Annotated in this window: 12 protein-coding genes; 3 read left to right on the forward strand and 9 right to left on the reverse strand. The window is 71.5% G+C overall.

Annotation, left to right across the window (positions count from 1 at the left end; all coding sequences use genetic code 11):
* Positions 1–89: 89 nt before the first annotated feature.
* Positions 90–689, reverse strand: coding sequence for a TetR/AcrR family transcriptional regulator (locus OG447_RS25450; RefSeq protein ID WP_266939580.1), 600 nt, complete (start codon positions 687–689; stop codon positions 90–92).
* A 94-nt stretch (positions 690–783) separates the two neighbouring features.
* On the opposite strand from OG447_RS25450, the gene OG447_RS25455 reads away from it, so the two are divergent.
* From OG447_RS25455 to OG447_RS25465, 3 genes are all read left to right on the forward strand, one after another.
* Positions 784–1,233, forward strand: coding sequence for a DUF1772 domain-containing protein (locus tag OG447_RS25455; RefSeq protein ID WP_266939581.1), 450 nt, complete (start codon positions 784–786; stop codon positions 1,231–1,233).
* Between the two features lie 254 nt (positions 1,234–1,487).
* A complete protein-coding gene (locus OG447_RS25460) occupies positions 1,488–2,177 on the forward strand; it encodes a hypothetical protein (RefSeq protein ID WP_266939583.1) in 690 nt (229 codons plus the stop codon).
* Between the two features lie 57 nt (positions 2,178–2,234).
* Entirely contained in the window at positions 2,235–3,038 is an 804-nt protein-coding gene (locus OG447_RS25465; RefSeq protein ID WP_266939584.1) for a VOC family protein, read from the forward strand.
* A gap of 104 nt (positions 3,039–3,142) precedes the next feature.
* Here the strand turns inward: OG447_RS25465 and OG447_RS25470 are convergent, their stop codons facing one another.
* The 8 genes from OG447_RS25470 to OG447_RS25505 form a co-directional block, all read right to left on the reverse strand.
* Complete coding sequence (locus tag OG447_RS25470) at positions 3,143–3,868, reverse strand: Asp/Glu racemase (RefSeq protein WP_266940144.1); 726 nt, start codon at positions 3,866–3,868, stop codon at positions 3,143–3,145.
* An 82-nt stretch (positions 3,869–3,950) separates the two neighbouring features.
* The gene (locus OG447_RS25475; RefSeq protein ID WP_266939585.1) at positions 3,951–4,859 is read right to left on the reverse strand and encodes a fumarylacetoacetate hydrolase family protein; all 909 of its coding nucleotides are present in this window, start codon (positions 4,857–4,859) and stop codon (positions 3,951–3,953) included.
* Between the two features lie 136 nt (positions 4,860–4,995).
* Entirely contained in the window at positions 4,996–6,108 is a 1,113-nt protein-coding gene (locus tag OG447_RS25480; RefSeq protein ID WP_266939586.1) for a cupin domain-containing protein, read from the reverse strand.
* Positions 6,105–7,178, reverse strand: a complete 1,074-nt coding sequence (locus OG447_RS25485) for a carbon-nitrogen hydrolase family protein (protein WP_266939587.1) — start codon at positions 7,176–7,178, stop codon at positions 6,105–6,107. Before OG447_RS25485 ends, OG447_RS25480 begins: the two co-directional genes overlap by 4 nt.
* 14 nt (positions 7,179–7,192) lie before the next feature.
* On the reverse strand, positions 7,193–9,580 hold the full coding sequence (locus OG447_RS25490) for a bifunctional salicylyl-CoA 5-hydroxylase/oxidoreductase (RefSeq protein ID WP_266939588.1): 2,388 nt from the start codon (positions 9,578–9,580) through the stop codon (positions 7,193–7,195).
* 90 nt (positions 9,581–9,670) lie between these two features.
* Positions 9,671–10,162 (reverse strand): thioesterase family protein, encoded by a 492-nt coding sequence (locus OG447_RS25495; protein WP_266939589.1) that lies wholly within the window; start codon positions 10,160–10,162, stop codon positions 9,671–9,673.
* Between the two features lie 63 nt (positions 10,163–10,225).
* Positions 10,226–11,854: a benzoate-CoA ligase family protein gene (locus tag OG447_RS25500; RefSeq protein ID WP_266939591.1), complete on the reverse strand. Its 1,629-nt coding sequence runs from the start codon at positions 11,852–11,854 to the stop codon at positions 10,226–10,228.
* A gap of 205 nt (positions 11,855–12,059) precedes the next feature.
* On the reverse strand, positions 12,060–13,865 hold the full coding sequence (locus OG447_RS25505; RefSeq protein WP_266939593.1) for a SpoIIE family protein phosphatase: 1,806 nt from the start codon (positions 13,863–13,865) through the stop codon (positions 12,060–12,062).
* Positions 13,866–14,230: the final 365 nt, after the last annotated feature.

The raw sequence follows: 14,230 nt of genomic DNA on the forward strand, positions 1-14,230 counted from the left end.
CCCGGGTCCAGTGGTGCTCTCGGATACGTGAAAGGTGCGAACGACCAATCTGTATCAAGAGCGCAGCCGACACGAGAGGCTCCCAGGGACTACTGCACGGGAGGGTGCTCCTCGGTGTCAACGAAGCGGTTGACCAGGAGCGTGAGACGGCTGGGGATCCGGTCGACGGGAAGCCGGCCGGCACGGGTGAGGGTGATCAGGCCGTGCAGCGCGGCCCAGAAGGTCTCGACGTAGAGGCCGGGCTCCTCGTCCGGGCCCGCGTGCGCCTCCAGCGGGTCCAGCAGGGCCTGGAAGGCCTCGCGCAGGGGCGCGGGGGTGGCCTCGACGGCGAAGGGGAGGCCGTTTTCGAGGCTGAACATCGCGTCGTACAGAGCCGGGCTGCCGGTGGCGAAGTCGGTGTAGGCGCGGGCCAGCGCGGCCACGGCCGGCCGTCCGGCGGGCTGCTCGGCCACCGCCGCGCGCAGGGCAGCGGTCAGCTCGGCCATGCCCTCCAGCGCGACCGCTCCGAGGATCTCGCGCTTGCCCCGGAAGTGGCTGTAGAGGACGGGCTGGCTGTACTCGATCCGCTCGGCGAGCTTGCGCGTGGTGACTGCGTCCCAGCCCTGGGCCTCGGCGAGCTCCCGGGCCGTGGAGACGATCAGCTGATGGCGGTTGGCCCGCTCTCGTTGCTTGCGTTCCTGTACAGACATGCCCCGATTCTAGCATCGCTAGACAAGCGAGCAATGACGTGACTAGTATCGCTTCAAAATCTAGCGCCGCTAGAACAAGCCCTGGGGAGGGGTCATGCAGAACGCATTGGCAGTCGTCACGGTCGTCGTGGTCGGAATCATGGTGGGCGTGGAGTTCGCGGTGGCGGTCTTCGTCAACCCGATCCTGAACCGGCTCCCCGACGACAGCACCATCGCCGCCCGCGCCGACGGGGGCCGGGTGCTCGGCCGGGTCATGCCGTTCTGGTACATCGGCTCGATGGTGCTCGGCGCGGTCTGGGCCGCCATGGCCTGGGGAGGCGCGGGCGCCTCGCTGGTCACGGCGGCCACCGCGCTGCTGGCGGTGAGCGTGGTGATGTCGGTGCTGCTGCTGGTGCCGATCAACAACCGGGCCAAGACCTGGACCGCGGAGGGCAGGCCCGCCGACTGGAAGCAGCAGGCTGGTCGCTGGGACCGCTACCACTACGCCCGGGTGGGCGTGATCGTGCTCGCCTTCGCCCTGTTCGCGGTCGCCCTCACCCGGTGACGGTATCGGCGCCGCGCTGCGGTACCGGCGCGACGAGGCGGCACCCGAGCAGCGCTTCGCTCCCCGGGTGCGGCCTCCCGCCCGCCACCCGGACTGCGGGTGTCGCGGAGGGGATCTACGCTGATCGGGTGAGCGGCTGCGCCGGAGGCTCGGGCGGTGCCTGGTGTCGTCCGGAGGCGGCCAGAGGGAGGCGATGGCCGATGTCCGCACCCCGGGGAGCCGCCGTCCGGTGCGCCGCCGCCGGAACGGTCTGTTTGTTCGTGTTCGCGGGCGCGGGCGCTGCCAGGGCCGATGACAACGGCCTCGCCGGCAAGAGCGCCCAGGCCATCGCGGACGCCGCCCGCGAGGCCATGACCGGGGTCACGTCCATGCGCATGGTGGCCAAGGCGACTGACGCATCGGGCCGCACCACCGCTCTGGATCTCCGGTTCGACGAGCGGGGCAACTGCGTCGGCACCGTCACGCCTCCCGGCGATTCGGGCATGGCCGACGTCATCAAACGCGGCGAGGACGTGTGGATGAAGCTCGACGACGACCTGTTGCGGGCCCATGTACCGGCCGCCGCGGCCGAGGACGCGATCGCGCTCATCAACGGCCGTTATCTGCACGGCACCACGGACAGCCTTCTCCTGCGTGACTTCGCCGAATTCTGCGACATGGACTTCTACAAGGGGAAGTTCTCCTCGAAGCCGGTGAACGAACAGCTGGACAAGGGCGCGCGGACCACCGTCGACGGCCGTCCGGCCATCACGGTCAGCAGCCGGCACGACGGCGAGACCGACTCCTACCAGGTCTCCACCGAAGACGAGCCGTACCTCCTGCGGATTCAGGGCACCGACGCGTCCGGCGAGCGGTCGGAGGCCTCCTTCTCCGACTTCGACGAGCCCGTCGTGGCCAAGCCCCCGGCGCCCGCCGACTCCGTCGACCTGTCCCAGCTCGGGTAGCACACACCGGCGCTCGGCCGGCCCGCCACCTCTCAGGATGCGCGAAAGGGAACAACCATGATCACCACTGATTTCGCCCCTGGCTCCCCCTGCTGGCTCGACCTCGGTTCACCCGACGTCCCTGCCGCCGCGGCCTTCTACGGCGCCGTACTCGGGTGGGACTACGAGCCCATGGGTGAGGGGGGCGAGGGCGAGGACATGGAAGGCGGGATGTTCCGGAAGGACGGCAAGACCGTCGCCGGGCTCGGCAAGCTCACCGAGGAGGGGGCGCGCTCGGCCTGGATGATCTACTACCGGGTCACCGACGCGGACGCCACGACCCAGGCCGTCGAGCGCGCGGGCGGCACGGTGCGACTGGCGCCGAGGGACCTCGCCGAGTACGGCCGGATGGCGCAGTACAGCGACCCGCTGGGAGGCCAGTTCGCCGTGTGGCAGCCGGGGAGCGACCAGGGCGTCGAGCTGGTGGACGAGCCGGGCTCGCTGTCCTGGACAGAGCTGTACACGAGCGACGCGGCGGCCGCGAAGGACTTCTACGGTGGCGTCTTCGGCTGGCAGTTCAGCGAGATGGAGCTGCCGGGCGGCGGGGGCACGTACACCCTCATCGCCCCCGCCGGACTTCCCGAGGAGCGCATGCACGGCGGCCTCATGGAGATGTCGGCGGAGAACCTCGCCCTGGCGGGCGGCCGGCCGTACTGGCACCCGGTCTTCGCCGTCGCCGACTGCGACACCGCGGTCGCCGGGGTCACCGGGAACGGTGGCAGCGTGCAGATGGGGCCGGAGGACGCCGAGGGCGTCGGCCGGCTGGCCGTCTGCCTGGACCCGTTCAACGCGGACTTCGTCGTGCTGGCCCCGCGGAGCTGAGCCCCGGAGCTGGGCCCCGCCCCCGCCGCCGCCCCGGGCGCCCGCGGCGCCGTGCTGACCACGGGCTGGACCCCGTCGGCACGGCGCCACTGCGCGAGCCGCGGTCACGGGGAGACGGGCGGTGCTTCCGCGTAGGCGCCGGACAGGAGGTGGCCGGCCCCGGGGGCGACCGCGGGGAGGCCCAGGGCCCGGAGCATCTGGTGGGCGGTGCAGACCGCCGCGGAGACGACGGGCTTGCCCAGGAGCTGTTCGGCCTCCTCGATGGCCCCCAGGGAGGGCATCTGCACGCAGGCGGAGAGGACGACGGCGTCGGCGTCGCTGTGGTCCAGGGCCCGGGCGAGGCCGGGGAGCCGGGCCGGGTCGTGTGCGGCCACGTCGAGGTTGTTGGGGATCTCCAGGGCGGTGTAGTCGATGACCTCGATGCCTTCGTGGGTGAGGTAGTCCACGACGGTCCGGGTGAGCGGACGCATGTAGGGGGCGATCAGGGCGATCTTCTTCGCGCCGAGGGTGCCCAGACCGTGCACCAGGGCTCCGGCGCTCGTGACGACGGGGGCGGGGGCGCCGTTCTCCTCCGTACGCAGGTGCAGGCGCTGCTCGGAGGTGCGGTGGTAGCCGAGTCCCATGCTCATGATGGCGACCAGGCAGGCGTAGCCGAGTACGTCCACGTGCGCGTCGGAGAGCTCGACGGCGCAGCGGTCGGAGTCGGCGTCCATCGCCTTGAGCTGTTCCGGGGTCACGTGGGTCATGCGCATGCGGCTGGAGTGGAAGGTGAAGCGTTCCGGCGCGATGGTCTCGCGGGCCCGGAGGATGGCCGGTACCTCGGTTTCCATGGTGACGTTGGAGCTCGGCACGATCTGGCCGATGCGGTAGGTACGGTGCGACACGAACGGTCCTCTGGGTAGGGGGTGCTGGTCAGCGGGCGTCGACCACGGGGTTGGTCAGGGTGCCGATGCCCTCGACCGTTGCTTCGACCGTGTCGCCGGGGGTGAGGAACTCCGGGGGGACCATGCCTGCGCCGACGCCGGAGGGCGAGCCGGTGGCGATGACGTCTCCGGGTTCGAGGGTGACGCCGGAGGAGATGTCGGCGATGAGGCGGGCGATGGGGAAGAGCATGTGCTGGGTGTTCGACTTCTGCTTGGTCACCCCGTTGACGCGCAGGGAGAGGTCGAGGTTCATCGGGTCGGGCACGTCGTCGGCGGTGACCACGGCCGGGCCGAAGGGGGCGTAGGAGTCCTGGCCCTTGGAGAAGAACCACTGGCCGGACCGGCGCTGGTCGCGGGCGCTGATGTCGTTGACGATGCTGTAGCCGAAGACGTGGTCGTACGCCTCCTCCTCGCTCACGCGGAAGGCGGTGCGGCCGATGACGACGGCGAGTTCGCACTCCCAGTCGAGCTGGGCGGTCAGGTCCGCGTTGTGGAGGATCGGCTGCCCGGGCCCGGTGACGGCGGTGGCGGGCTTGCTGAAGAGCACCGGCCGCGGGGGCAGTTCCTTGTCGGTGTCGAGGCTGCGGCTGGACTCGGCGACGTGCTCCACGTAGTTGAGGCCGACTCCGATGATCTTCCCGGGGCGCAGCGGGGCCCGCAGCGACACCTCGGCGATCCGGCGGACGGCCTCGGTCGGCCATCCGGTGGGGCCGGCGGCCAGCAGGCGGTTCGCAGTCTCCCGGGCCGGGGCGCCCGCCTGGATGAACGACAGGAGGTCGACGGGCAGTTCGACGCCGGCGTGGTCCGCCAGGACGGCGAGGTCGACGAGGTGGTCGGCGTCGACCTGGGCGCCGAGGACGGGCGGTCCGTCATCGAGGGTGTAGGTGACCAGTCGCATCGGTGCTCCAAGTGGGTGAGGGGGTACGGGGTGAAGGGGGTGTGCCCCTCGGGTGGGTGGCCGCCGGGCCCGTGGGGGTGCGGCGCCGTACCGCTGCCGGTGTCAGGGCCGGCGGCGTGCGGTACGGCGCCGCGGTTCAGGCGGTGGGCTGGTGCCCGCCGTTTTCGGGGTAGGCCTCTTCGCGGTGGAAGCCGAGGGAGTTCATCACGGGGAAGTCGTTGAAGGAGAACAGGCAGGCGTCCTCGCCCTGGTCGAGGTTGTGGTGCTCGTGCCAGGCCCAGGACGGCACGCAGAAGATGTCGCCCTTCTTCCAGTCGAAGCGCTGTCCCGCGATCACCGAGTAGCCGTACCCCTTGGCCGCCGTGTAGATGACGGAGCCGGTGTGGCGGTGGGCCAGGGTGGACTGGCCGGGCCGCAGCAGCTGCATGTGGGCCCCCATGGTGGGCATGACCGGGCCGCCGGTGAGGGGGTTGGTGTACTCGGCGATCACACCGTCGTACGGGGACCCCTCGGTCGCCTCGGCGAGGCCGAGGAGGGCCTCGTAGGTCGGCTCCCAGGGGAAGGCGAGCAGCGGGGAGTAGGGGCGGGTCCACTTCTCCGCACCGTAGGGCAGCAGGTTCGCGCTGTACGTGAGCACGGAGGAGTTGACGACCTTTCCCGGGATCTGGTGGAGGTCGGGGTGCACCTCGTAGAACCCGGCGTCCAGGGCGTTGACGAGCGGGATGTCGAGGCCGTCCTGCCAGATGACGGGTGCGTCGTCGGACTCGTTGCCGTGCTCGTGCCAGGTTCCGTTGGGGGTGATGGCGAAGTCGCCGGGGGCCACGCGCAGCTTCTGTCCGTCGACGACGGTCCACGCTCCGGTGCCCTCGTGGACGAACCTCAGCGCGGCCGCCTGGTGGCGGTGGGCGGTCATGGCCTCGCCGGGGCCCATGATCTGCAGGCCGGTGTAGAGGAGGCCCGCCGCGGCGCTGACGTCCTTGCGTCCGGGGTTGACGAGCATGACCACGCGGCGGCCCGCGTCGTCGGCCTTGACCAGGTCGAGGGCCTTGCGGACCAGGGGCCGCAGTTCCTCGTAGCGCCAGAGGACGGGGACGGACCTGGGCTGCGGGTACCAGGGCTCGATGTCGTTGGCGACGGTCCACAGCGCGCCGGCCTCCAGTTCGGCCAGTTCCCCGTAGTAGGCGGTGAGTTCGGGGGTGTCGCTGACCCTGGCGCGGCCCAGCATGCTGTCGTCCTGTCCGGTGGTCATGCTTCCTCCTTCGTGGCGCCGGTGCTGTCGGCGGTGAGGGGCGTGGTGACGGGCGTGGTGACGGGGGGTGCGGCGGGTGGTGCGGCGGGGGCCGTCGCGTGGGCCGGGTCGGTCGCGAAGGTCACCGGGGTGCGGGGGCGGTTGTCGACGTGGAACTGGAAGACGTCGAAGCGGTTGTAGTGCCCGACGATGTCGTGCATCTGCTTGGGCTGGATGCACCGGGCCAGGTCGATCTCGGCGTAGACGATGCCCTCGTCGTCGATGAGCGGCTCGGTGACGGGCCGCCCGTCAGGGCCGAAGATCCCGGACAGGGCGCTGCGGGGGCGGGTGAACAGGGCGCGCAGTTCCTCGTCGTCCCCGGCGAGGGTGTCGACGATCTCCGGGGAGATCGTCGAGCAGGCCACGACGGAGAAGACCTTGCCCTCGAAACTGTGCGCGGCGGTGCGCACGGCGATGGCGTCCGCCATGTCGTAGTCGGCGGGGGCCACGGGGAGGGAGATGTAGCAGGACGCGTGGACGAGTTCGCCCTGGGCGAGGAGGGCGAAGCGGGCCAGCGTGTTGGTGTTCTCGCCGCAGGCCAGGGCTCCCAGTGGCCCGACGGGTGTGGAGTGGACCTTCAGGGAGCTTCCGTCGCCACCTGTCCAGGTGAGCTTCTCGGCCCAGGTCGGCACCAGTTTGCGGTGTACGCCGAGCAGTGCGCCGTCCGGGCCGATGGTCAGCAGGGTGTTGTAGAGGACGCCGAGGCTGTGCGGTCCCCGTTCGTTGACTCCGATGACGAGGACCACGCCGTGCCGGCGGGCCGCGGCGCGCAGGGCGTCCACGTGCGGGCCGGGGACGTCGACGGAGCTGCGGTAGAGGCGTTCGAACCAGGGTGAGCCCTGGACGGGGTTCATCGTCCAGTTCCAGTACGGGTAGCCGGGGACGAACACCTCCGGGAAGACGACGAGTTCGGCGCCGTTCGCGGCGGCCTCCGCGATGAGGGCGACCGCCTTGTCGACGGTGGCGTCGGGGTCGAGGTAGACGGGGGCCGCCTGGACGGCCGCCGCGGTGAAGCGGGGCAGGTTCTCCATCGAGTCCCTCCGGATCAGTGGGTTGCGGTGCAGGCGGCGGCAGGGGGAAGCCAGCGCTGGTGTACGGGGGCGGTGGGCTCCCGGAGCAGTTGGAGGCGCGGCGGTACGCGGTCGGTGCGCGCGGCCGGGGGCCGGCCGCTGCCTGCCTTCCAGGCGGCCGGCCAGGGGGCGGCCGGGCCGCTGTACCCCTGGGCGGCCGCGGCGTGCAGGGTCCACAGCGGGTCGTGCAGCTGGGCCCGTCCGACGGCGCACAGATCGGCCCGGCCGGCCAGGATGATCGAGTTCACGTCGTCGTAGGTGGAGATCGCGCCGACCGCGATGGTGGGGATGCCGGTGGCGTTGCGGATCAGGTCGGCGTACGGGGTCTGGTAGCTGCGGCCGTAGCGGGGGCGCTGGTGGGCGACGACCTCTCCGGTGGAGACGTCGATCGCGTCGGCTCCGGCGCCGCCGAGGGCGCGGGCGATCTCGACGGCTTCGGCTTCGGTGGTGCCGCCCTCGGCCCAGTCGGCGGCGGAGATGCGGACGACGAGGGCCTTGCCCGTCGGCCAGACGTCGCGGACCGCGCGGAGCACTTCCAGGGGGAAGCGCAGGCGCCCGTCCAGGGTGCCGCCGTAGGCGTCGGTGCGGACGTTGGTGAGCGGTGAGAGGAAGCCGGACATCAGGTGGCCGTGCCCGTACTGGAGTTCCAGTACGTCGAAGCCCGCTCGGTCCGCGCGCCCGGCCGCCGTGACGAAGTCGCGGGTGATGGCGTCCATGTCCTGCCGGGTGGCCGCGCGGGGCACCGTGCTGTGCTCGTCCCAGCCCAGTGCGGAGGCGGCCACCAGCGGCCAGCCACCGGCGCCGAGGGGGGTGGCGCTGCCGTCCGGACGGGGGATGCCGGTCGCCGCCCGGCGGCCGGCGTGGGTGAGCTGGATGCCCAGGCAGGTGTCCGACTGCTGGTGGACGAAGTCGGCGATCCCCCTCCAGGCTGCCTCCTGCTCGTCGGTGTACAGGCCGGGGCAGCCGGTGGTGGCGCGGCCGTCGGGGCTGACGGCCGTCATCCCGGCGAGGACCAGGCCGGAGCCGCCGATGGTCTGGGTGGCCAGGTGTACGAGGTCGAAGTCGCCGGGCACGCCGTCCCGCGCGGTGTAGAGCGCGGTGGGAGGCGCGACGACCCGGTTGCGCAGGTGCAGCCCGCCGAGACGGAACGGACGGAGCATGGGGGGCATGCCCGTCCGGCCGGCCTGGGGCAGCACCCGGGCGGTGTCGTCGGCGTGCCAGGAGTCGACGACGTCGGTGAACTCCTGGTCGCGCACCCGGAGGTTGTCGTACGTGACGCGGCGGCTGCGCGTGAGGAGGTTGAAGGCGAACTGGTGCGGGTCCTGGCCGGTGTAGCGTCCGACGTTCTCGAACCATTCGAGGCTCGCCTGGGCGGCGCGCTGGGTGGATTCGACGACCGGCTTGCGTTCGGCCTCGTAGGCGGCGAGTGCGGTGGCGACGTCCGCGTGCTCGTGGAGGCAGGCGGCCAGCGCGAGCGAGTCCTCCATGGCGAGCTTGGTGCCGGAGCCGATGGAGAAGTGCGCGGTGTGGGCCGCGTCCCCGAGCAGGACTACGTTGCCGTGCCGCCACGTCCTGTTGCGGACGGTGGTGAAGCGGATCCACTTGGAGTTGTTGGGCAGCAGGCGGTGGCCGTCGAGGTGGTCGGCGAGTATCTCCTCGCAGAGCCGGATGCTGTCCTCGTCGCTGGTCCCCGGCGGGTGGTCGCGGGCGGCGAACCGGTCGAAGCCGGCCCGCCGCCAGGCCTGTTCGTCGATCTCGACGATGAAGGTGGAGCGGGTGCCGTCGAAGGGGTAGGCGTGGACCTGAAGGGTCCCGAAGTCCCCCTCCGCGACGATGAAGGTGAAGGCTTCGAAGACCTTGTCGGTGCCGAGCCACATGTACCGGCAGTTGCGCTCGTCGAGGTCGGGCCCGAAGGTGTCGGCGTAGGCGGCGCGGGTCGCCGAGCGGACCCCGTCCCCGGCGACGACCAGGTCGTACTGCGCGGAGAGCTCTTCGACCGGCGGGGCCTGCGTGCGGTAGCGGACGTCCACCTCCAGGGCGGCGCAGCGCTGCTGGAGGATCTGCAGCAGACGCTTGCGTCCCAGCGCCGCGAAGCCGTGGCCGCCCGACGTGAGCACGCTGCCCTGGTAGCGGACGTCTATGTCGCTCCAGCGGGCGAAGTCCGCCGACATGGCCTCGAAGATGCGGGCGTCCGCCTGGGCGATTCCGTCGAGCGTCTCGTCGGAGAACACCACCCCGAACCCGAAGGTGTCGTCGGGTGCGTTGCGCTCCCAGACGGTGATCTCCCAACTCGGGGACAGCTGCTTGGCCAGGGCCGCGAAGTACAGCCCGCCGGGCCCTCCTCCGATAACTGCTACGCGCACGGCGCTCCTCCTAGTGGTTCCGAGCATCAAAATATGCTGTGAATCTGACGCTCGTCAAGAACTCATCATATCGACGGGGTGTTGCGCTGATCACGCGAAGAGCTCCGGGGCCTGGGGCCCCGCCCCGGTCAGGACCTCGCGCACCTCGTCGGGCCAGGCCGTGGAGCCGCTCGCGCGGGCGGCCGAGTGGGCGATGACCATGCGTCCGGTGGCCGCCACCTCCTGGGCCGCGCCCCGGACCGTGAAGGCGTAGTGGAGCGAGCTCGTCCCGACCTCGGTGACCAGCAGTTCGGTGCGGACGGTCTCGCCGAACCACAACCGGGCCCGGTAGTCGGCCTCGAAGTGGACCCTGGGCGTACTGCCGAAGAGGTGGGCGAGGCCCAGGCGCCGCAGCAGGGCGGCTTCGGCGGCCTCGACCCAGCGCACCACCGTGGAATGGTGGTAGTGGCCGGCCGCGTCGGTGTCCTGCCACTCCACGCGCCGCTCGACGACGATGCTGGGCGGATGCGGTACGAGCGCTTCGGGACAACCGGCGGCGCAGCTGTCCGCGCCGATGTCCTGCCGCGGGTGGGAAGCGGTCATGGCGATGCCTTTCATCGGGCCGGAACGGCTCCGGCCGGTACGGGGGGAGTCAGCGGCACAGCACTAGCGGGGGTCGGCGCAGTGCGCTCGCTTGCGCAGTTCGCCGCGCTGGAGCTTTCCGTTGCTGGTGCGCGGCAGTTCGGTGACGAACTCGATGGCCCGCGGGTACTTGTAGGGCGCGATGGTCTGCTTGACGTGGTTCTGGAGGTCCTTGGCGGTCGCCTCGTCCGCCGCGACTCCGGGGCGCAGGACCACGTACGCCTTCACGAGCATGCCGCGCTTGCTGTCGGGGGCGCCGACGACGCCGCACTCCTCGACGTGGGGGTGGGTCGCCAGGGCCTTCTCGACCTCGGGGCCGGCGATGTTGTAGCCGGAGGAGACGATCATGTCGTCGCTGCGGGCCACGTACCAGAAGTAGCCCTCCCGGTCCCGGACGTAGGTGTCGCCGGTGACGTTCCAGCCGTTGCGCACGTACGCGGTCTGGCGCGGGTCCTCCATGTAGCGGCAGCCGGTGGGGCCGGTGACGGCGAGCAGCCCGGGCAGCCCGTCCGGGACGGGTTCACCGTCCTCGTCCACGATCCTGGCGCGGTAGCCGGGGACGGGCCTGCCGGTGGAACCGGGACGGATGTCCTCGTCGGCGGCGGAGATGAAGACGTGGAGCATCTCGGTGGCGCCGATGCCGTCGATGATGCGGTGCCCGGTGGCGGCGTTGAACTCCTCCCACACCTGGGCGGGAAGCGCCTCACCGGCCGATACGCAGCGCCGGAGGCCCGTCAGCCTGCCCGTGGCCCCGGCGGCCATGATCGCCCGGTAGGCGGTGGGAGCGGTGAAGAGCACGGTCACCCCGTGTTCCGCCACGAGATCGGCCAGCTGCTCGGGGCCCGCCTGCTCGATCAGCAGCGTGGCGGCCCCCACGTGCAGCGGGAAGACCACCAGTCCGCCGAGCCCGAAGGTGAAGGCGAGGGGCGGGGTGCCCGTGAACACGTCGTCCGGGCGGGGCTTCAGCACGTGCCGGGAGAAGGTGTCCGCGTTCGCCAGGACGTCCCGGTGGAAGTGCAGGGTGGCCTTGGGACGGCCGGTCGTTCCCGAGGTGAACGCGATGAGGGCCACGTCGTCCGCGGCGGTGGCGACGGTGGAGTACCGCCCCTCCTTGGCCGCGCAGCGCCGCGTCAGGTCGTCCTCCTCCGGTCCGCCGTAGGCGAGCACGGCGAGTCCGGGGGTGTCCGCCGCGGCGAGCTCCCCGAGGAAGCGGTGGTCGCACACGGCGACGGCCGGCCGGCTGATGCCGTGCAGTTCGGAGAGTTCCGTGGCGCGCAGGAGCGGCATCGTCGTGACCGCCACGCCGCCCGCCTTGAGGACACCGAACCAGGTGGCGACGAGCCAGGGATTGTTCGGGCCGCGCAGCAGGACGCGGTTGCCGGGACGGAGCCCGAAGTCCTCGGTCAGCACTTGGGCGACCTGGTTGGCGCGCTGCTGGAGTTGGCCGTACGTCCACCGCTCGGTGGTGGTCAGCAGGCACGGGCGGTCCGGTCCCCAGCGGTCGACCGCGTCGTCGAGCAGCCGCTGGGCGCAGTTGAGCCGGTCCGGATAGTTCAACTCCGGGAGATCGAAGTGGAGTTGGGGCCAGAGGGAGGCCGGGGGAAGCCGATCACGACAGAAGGAATCCGCATGCGCGGAAGGGGAGAGCTCCATGGGGCGGCACCTCAGTCTTGGGGCAGCGGGGAGAATGAAGCAAGTATGTCGCTAGACTGGCGACCGTCAATATTTCGATAGATACAAAATGGAACGCCGCGCCTTCGCGGGTCTCCTTCTGGCCGTTACACGTGTAACATGCTAAGCATCGTCCAGCATGGCGCGCAAGGAATTCGGACAAGCACGACAAACCACTAGAGGATGCTCAGCCGTCCGCTGCGTCCTGGCGGAGGGAGGCGTCGATGGCCTGTTCGGTCCAGATGGTCTTTCCCCCGCCGGTGAAACGGCACCCCCAGCGCTCCGCGAGCTGGGCGACCAGGAAGAGGCCGCGCCCTCCCTCGTCCGTCTCCCTGGCCCGGCGCAGGCGCGGCTGCGTGCTGCTCGGGTCGGACACCTCGCACACGAGCACTTCGTCCAGGATCAGCCGGAGTCCTACGGGCCCTCCGGCGTAGCGGATGGCGTTGGTGACCAGTTCGCTGACGACGAGTTCCGCGACGAAGGCGAGATCGTCCAGCTGCCAGGCGGAGAGCTGACTCACGACGCCCTCGCGGGCGTGGGCGACCTGGGACAGTTCGGCCTCGAACTCCCATGCGGCGACGCGGCTGGGCGGAAGGCGGTGGACCCGGGCGAGCAGCAGGGCGACATCGTCGCCGGGCACCGCGGGCATCAGGGTGCCGAGGACGCTCTGGCAGGTCTCGTCCAGCGTCAGGTCGGAGGGAACGGCGGCGAGGCAGTCCCGCAGCACGGCCATTCCCTCCTCTATGTCGCGGCCGCGGCTCTCGACCAGACCGTCGGTGAAGAGCGCCAGCGTGCTCCCGGGCGGCACGTCGAGCTCCGCCACCTCGAACGGCATGCCGCCGACGCCCAGCGGCGGACCGGGGGCCATCTCGACGGAGAAGCTCTCGCCCCCCGCATCGCGCACGACCGGCGGCGGATGGCCCGCGCTCGCGGCCGTGAGCCTTCCGGTCACCGGGTCGTAGACGGCGTAGAGGCACGTCGCCCCCAGGACCGCGATTTCCGAACGGGAGGCTCCCATGGCCCGCTCGGCCGAGAACCCGAGCACCAAGTCGTCGAGGTGCGTCAGGAGTTCGCCGGGGTCCAGGTCGAGGTCGGCCAGGGTCTGCACCGCGGTGCGCAACCGCGCCATGGCCGCGGTGGCGTCGAGGCCGTGGCCGACGACGTCCCCGGCCACGAAGGCCACGCGCAGGGAAGGCAGGGGGATCACGTCGTACCAGTCCCCGCCGACGCCCACACCGCCGCCGGCCGGCTGGTAGACGCCGGCCGTTTCGGCGGCCGTCAGGTTCAGGGCCGAATGCGGCAGCAGACTGCGCTGGAGGGCCAGCGCGGAGCGGTGCTCCCTGGTGTAGCGCCGGGCGTTGTCCACTCCGAGCGCGGTGCGGGAGACCACGTCCTCCAGGAGGGCCGCGTCGCTGTCGCCGAAGGCGGAGAGCAGGTCGGAGCGCCAGACCGTGACGCAGCCCAGGACGAGGCCCCGGGCGTAGAGGGGGACCGCTATCGAGGAGCTCGCGCCCCGCGGGATGAACGCCTCGAGGGCTTCGGGGTCGACGGGCAGTGTCGTGCGGAGTGCCTGGAGGTCGGGCACGACCACCGGCCGGCCCTCCATGAGCGGCTGCATCAGCGCGTTGTCGACCACGGGCGGCAGCGCCTCCCCGACCGCCAGGAGGTTCTCCGCCGAGATCTCCGGGCTCTGGGCGGCTGCGATCCGGCGCAGCCGTACTTCACCGCTGGCGGCGAGCTCCGGCGGCTCGTCGCCCACGAGGACCGGCTCGGCCAGGTCCACGGTCGCCAGATCGGCGAAGACGGGCACGAGGAGGTTGACGAGCGTCTGGGCGGTGTCCGTGACGTCCAGGGACGCTCCGATCGTCGCCATGGCGGCATGGGAGAGCTCCCGCCGCCTGCGCTCCCCCTCGTGGTCCGCCGCCCGGGGCGTGCTTCCGGCGGGGGTGAGGAGGACGAGCCATCGGCCCGCGGCGCGGTCCGATGAGGCCATGGGTGCCAGGACGCACTCCACGGTGAGGCCGGGTCCCGGACCGGCCCCGGCGGGGATCACGAGGCGGCGCCGGTCCCCCTTTCCCGGGGCGGGGAGCGATTGCGCCAGCGGGGCGCAGACCTCCCCCGGCGCGCACGACATCAGTGCTGACCCCGCCGGCGTGCAGGACACGACCACACCATGATGATCAAGTATGACCGCTGCCGTGTCGCCGACGGGGGCGGGGGCCGAGCCCTGACCGCCACTGTCTGATTCGCGCATGTCGCCTCGCTCATCACTACCGGCAGCCTCCATTATCGGCTCCCGCCTGCTCGGGGGCGACTGGGAACAAGGCGTGGGACTGCCGGACGCCAGGAGCCCGGCGG

It is taken from the genome of Streptomyces sp. NBC_01408 (genome assembly GCF_026340255.1).
Classification (GTDB): Bacteria; Actinomycetota; Actinomycetes; order Streptomycetales; family Streptomycetaceae; genus Streptomyces.